The organism is Actinocorallia lasiicapitis, assembly GCF_054778695.1.
In genome coordinates this window covers 1-3,495 of sequence record NZ_BAAGZI010000510.1, presented here as the reverse complement: position 1 = coordinate 3,495, position 3,495 = coordinate 1, and the positions used below count along the sequence as shown (strand labels likewise).

The following is a 3,495-nucleotide window of genomic DNA, read 5'->3' as shown; positions in this document are numbered from 1 at the left end:
CGCGACCGTCGGGCTGCGGGTGCCGACCTGGGCGGCCGCACCGCAGGGCGCGGCCGACCCCGAGCTCGCGCCCGAACGGCTCGACCTGTGGACCCCGGGAACCATCAACATCATCGTGGACGTGCCCGTCGCGCTGACCGACGCCGCCCTGGTCAACGCCGTCGTCACCGCGACCGAGGCGAAGACCCAGGCGCTCCTGGACGCCGGGTACGACTGCTCCGGCACCGCCAGCGACGCGATCTGTGTCGCGTGCGCGCCCGAAGGCGAGCCGGAACCGTTCGCCGGACCCCGATCGGTGTGGGGCGCACGGCTCGCCCGTGCCGTCCACACCGCCGTGCGCACCGGTGCCCTCGACTACACCACGCGGCTCCGGACGATCGGTTAGTCTCGCAAGACTCTCTGCACGGTGCAGAACGTGACGATTAAGTTAAAGTCACCAGAAGAGGATCAAGAACGACGCCCTGAGGAGCGCCATGACGATCGCCCTGGTGGTGCTGTGCGTGGCGGTCGGGGCACTGGAGCTGTATGCGGGCCGTCAGGCCAAGAACCAGACCCAGGCTTTCGTCGACCGGGTCGAGGAGCTCAACGCCCAGGTACGGCACCAGAACCGGACCCTCGAGGTCACGGGGCAGCAGATCAGCGACGAGCTGTCGGAGGTGCGCCAGCAGGTGCTCCCCGGCATCGACTACCGGGTCCGCCAGCACGGCGGACGGCTCGACGAACTCGCCTCGCTGCTGCACAGGACCGAGGAGTACATCCGGGCGCAGGCGATCCGGCTGCATGAGCTGGAGAAGCAGCGCGACGCCCTCGCCGAGCTGCGCGGCCGCCTCGCCGACATGGAGAACACGCCCGCGCCGATCCCGGTCGTCGCCGGGGCGCTCACCGCGGGCGACAACCGGATCGACGTCGCGCTCCACCGGATCGCCGACCTGGAGCACAACCGCGCGCAGGTGCTGGGACTCCAGCGGGACCTGTCGCAGGCGCTCGAAGAGGTCGAGGTGGTCGTCGCGGACCTGCTCACCTACACCTCGGGCGAGCTGGACCGCGCCATCACCACCTCGATGGACCTGCCCGCCGAGCCGCAGGCGACCGTCGCGGGCTCGCTGATGTCGGCCGACCCCGCGCTCCGCGACGTCCTGGCCGACGTGTACGAGCGGTGCGTCGCCGGCAGCGGTCTGGACGTCCAGTTCAAGCACTCCGAGGAGGGCCTGACCCGCTACTACCTGACCGGGAAGGTCCTGGAGGAGCTCGGCGGCTCCTACACGGCGCTGCTGATCTCGCTGACGATGGACGTCGGCGGGGCGGGGCTGGGGCGGCGGATGCCGAGCGACGAGGCGTCGGTGAAGGCGCTGCTGCGGGCCGTCTACGAGTCGGACGGCGCGGTCGCCCAGATCGGGCCGCTGGTGATCGTCAGGACGGGACGCGGTATGGCGGGCGCCGTGCTGACCCATGTGCAGAGCCAGGAGTTCGAGCGGATGGGCCTGCTCCGGGATCCGGCGGCCGTCGCGGACCGGCTGTCAGTGCTGCCGGCCCATCAGTTCTGGGATCTCACCGCCTGGGCGGCCAGGCCGCCCGCCGGATAGGCCTGGACGGTGACGCCCGTCCCGTTGATCCCGACCAGCAGTCTGGTCAGCGGGCTGCCCGACGCCGGATCGATCTCCACTCCGAGACCCACCCCGGTCTCGGGGTCGAGGAACACGACGTCCTGGAGGGCTTTGGCGGCCCGGACGGCCGGGCCCGCGCTGTCGGCGTCGGCCGGGTCGTAGAGGGTCTGGTAGACCAGTTTCCTGGCGTATCCGGCGAGCGTGGGCGCGTCGACGACACGGCTGCCGATGGCGGCGGCGGGACCGGCGATCGCGATCCCGATGACCCGGCCGTGGTCGCCGCGCACGAAGATCTCGCGTTCCGTCGCGCGGTGGACGGGCCGTTTGTGGAGCTGGAGCCCGAATCCCGAGCCGTTGACGAACACCGGCACCTGGAGGACCGCGGGCCGGTCGGAGACCCAGACCTCGCCGATCGACGTCGTGCGGCCCGGCAGGAACACCTCCAGGCCCTTCACGAGCAGCTTCCAGACGGCCTTGCCCGCCAGCTCGGCCCGGAAGCTCTCATCCCCTCCGGACCGGCCAGATCCGAGCCCGCCGGCCGACACATGCCCCATGGTCACCATCGTGCTGGCCGAAGGCCGCTCCGCACAAGAGTTTCGTGACCATGCGCCGCACCGGAATTTGTTAGCGCCCGCGCACCTGAAGCTGACCGAGCAGCTCGACGGTGGCCGCGGTGACGGCCTCGACCGCCGCGTCGAACGCCTCGGCGTTGTGGGCGGCGGGCTGCCGGAACCCCGAGATCTTCCGCACATACTGCAGTGCGGCGGCCCGCATGTCCTCCTCCGTCGCATCCTCGGTGAAAGGCGGTCGCAGCGTCTTGATACTCCTACACATACCCTCCATCATCGGGTATCCCTTTTCTGTTCCGTGAGGGAGCGCCTGTGTTGGAGCGTGATGATCGAGCTAGTTCAGCCGCAGAGGATCGCCGAGTGGTTCCGGCCGGAGCGGCCGGGGCCGGTGATCGGGCCGCATGTGCTCAGGACGGGGCACGGGCGGGTCTTCGCCGATCATGCGGAGCAGCCGCGGGCCGTGCTGGTGGAGACCGGGGGCGAGAACTTCGATCTGAGCGGTGATCCGGCGGCGTTCACGCCCGAGCGGGCGCTGCGGGGGATCTTCCGGGCCGACCAGGAGTTCGAACCGCTGCTCGGGGCCTACGGCGCCGAGGTGCACCGCTGGCCGCGGGTGATCTACGAACTGCAGGCCGCGTCCCGTGATCTGTCGCCGGTCGAGGCGGAGATCCGCAGGCTCGGGCCCGCCGACGCCCCCGCGCTCGACGCGCTGCCCGCCGAGATCCACTGGATCACCGAGACCTGGGGCGGGCCCGCCGGGGCCGCCAAGGGCGGGTTGGCGTTCGGCGCGTTCGCCGAAGGAGCCCTGGTGTCGGTGGCGATCCCCTTCTACACGGGCGAGAAGTACGAGGACATCGGGGTGGTCACCGAGGAGTCCCATCGGGCGCGGGGCCTGTCGGCGGCGTGCGCGACGGCCGTGATCAAGGACGTGCTGGCCCGAGGCCACCGGCCGACCTGGTCGACCAGCCCCGACAACATCGCCAGCCGCCGGGTCGCGGCCAAGCTCGGCTTCCGGTTCGTCCGCGCCGACCTGCTCTACCTGGTCGGACGCGGGCTCTGAGCCCTCCCCGCTAGGGGAAGAGGCAGAGGGCCGCGGCGGCGTCGTCGTGCCGTTTGTGGCGCGGCCAGCGCTGACAGTGCGGGTCGGAGAGCTCGGCCTCGCGGGTGCGGCGGATCAGCTCGGCCGGGCCGTCATCGGTGAGGATCTTCATCAGGTCCTGCCAGCCGATCTGGTGGAACTTGTCAGCCAGCCTGGTCGCGCCGTCGGTGAGCAGGGCGGCCCGGCGCAGCGCGCCCGGCGCGTGGGCGCCGGTGATCGCCCG

Annotated in this window: 5 protein-coding genes and 1 pseudogene; 3 read left to right on the top strand and 3 right to left on the bottom strand. The window is 71.3% G+C overall.

Annotated features, from left to right (window positions below; genetic code table 11):
- Positions 1-385, top strand: a 385-nt coding sequence (locus tag ACYVE7_RS31230; RefSeq protein ID WP_460369809.1) for an adenosylcobinamide amidohydrolase, incomplete at its 5' end; no start/stop codon positions are given.
- Positions 386-473: 88 nt separating this feature from the next.
- Positions 474-1,583: a hypothetical protein gene (locus ACYVE7_RS31225; RefSeq protein ID WP_460369807.1), complete on the top strand. Its 1,110-nt coding sequence runs from the start codon at positions 474-476 to the stop codon at positions 1,581-1,583.
- Here ACYVE7_RS31225 and ACYVE7_RS31220 read toward each other — a convergent pair.
- Both ACYVE7_RS31220 and ACYVE7_RS31215 read right to left on the bottom strand, forming a co-directional pair.
- Positions 1,535-2,158, bottom strand: coding sequence for a hypothetical protein (locus ACYVE7_RS31220; RefSeq protein ID WP_460369806.1), 624 nt, complete (start codon positions 2,156-2,158; stop codon positions 1,535-1,537). The two genes, ACYVE7_RS31225 and ACYVE7_RS31220, sit on opposite strands and share 49 nt — an antisense overlap.
- 70 nt (positions 2,159-2,228) lie before the next feature.
- Positions 2,229-2,438: a DUF2277 domain-containing protein gene (locus tag ACYVE7_RS31215; protein ID WP_460369804.1), complete on the bottom strand. Its 210-nt coding sequence runs from the start codon at positions 2,436-2,438 to the stop codon at positions 2,229-2,231.
- Positions 2,439-2,498: 60 nt separating this feature from the next.
- Here ACYVE7_RS31215 and ACYVE7_RS31210 point away from each other — a divergent pair, with 60 nt between their 5' ends.
- Positions 2,499-3,233, top strand: coding sequence for a GNAT family N-acetyltransferase (locus ACYVE7_RS31210; protein WP_460369802.1), 735 nt, complete (start codon positions 2,499-2,501; stop codon positions 3,231-3,233).
- Positions 3,234-3,243: 10 nt separating this feature from the next.
- On the opposite strand, the pseudogene ACYVE7_RS31205 reads toward ACYVE7_RS31210, so the two are convergent.
- A pseudogene (locus tag ACYVE7_RS31205) lies at positions 3,244-3,495 on the bottom strand (integrase); the annotation flags it as partial.

Excerpts from the sequence above, each read along its gene's own strand:
- ACYVE7_RS31210 (WP_460369802.1), top strand. The coding sequence starts at position 2,499 with ATGATCGAGCTAGTTCAGCCGCAGAGGATCGCCGAGTGGTTCCGGCCG.
- ACYVE7_RS31225 (WP_460369807.1), top strand. The coding sequence starts at position 474 with ATGACGATCGCCCTGGTGGTGCTGTGCGTGGCGGTCGGGGCACTGGAG.
- ACYVE7_RS31220 (WP_460369806.1), bottom strand. The coding sequence starts at position 2,158 with ATGGGGCATGTGTCGGCCGGCGGGCTCGGATCTGGCCGGTCCGGAGGG.
- ACYVE7_RS31215 (WP_460369804.1), bottom strand. The coding sequence starts at position 2,438 with ATGTGTAGGAGTATCAAGACGCTGCGACCGCCTTTCACCGAGGATGCG.